The following is a 283-nucleotide window of genomic DNA, read 5'->3' as shown; positions in this document are numbered from 1 at the left end:
GTCTCGTAGCGTTAATCCATCGTTGACCTATGGGAAGCAAACTCGCCGCCATTGGGTCAACCGCGGCCGCCCCCCGGGCCGTGCAGTCATGGGAGATCATGCGATGACCGTGATGTTCCTCGCCGAGGCGGATGCCCCGTCGATCGTGCCGGAAGAGCTTGAGAACCGGCCGCCGCGCGAACTCGGCACGCTCTACGCCGCCGGCCGCGTCGTGCCGCGCGACCTCGTCGCCGCCCATATGTGGTTCAACATCGCGGCGATGCGCGGCGACCGCGAGGCCTCG

1 protein-coding gene is annotated in these 283 nt (G+C 67.8%); it reads left to right on the top strand.

Features of this window, described 5'->3' with window-relative positions; translation table 11 throughout:
* Nucleotides 1-103: 103 nt before the first annotated feature.
* Nucleotides 104-283: SEL1-like repeat protein (locus OSC30_RS16850; RefSeq protein ID WP_267173005.1), on the top strand; the 180-nt coding region annotated here is incomplete at its 3' end.

Origin of the sequence: Frateuria hangzhouensis (genome assembly GCF_026410505.1) — a bacterium.
GTDB lineage: Bacteria > Pseudomonadota > Gammaproteobacteria > Xanthomonadales > Rhodanobacteraceae > Frateuria_A > Frateuria_A hangzhouensis.
This window is presented reverse-complemented; position numbering and strand designations above follow the sequence as displayed.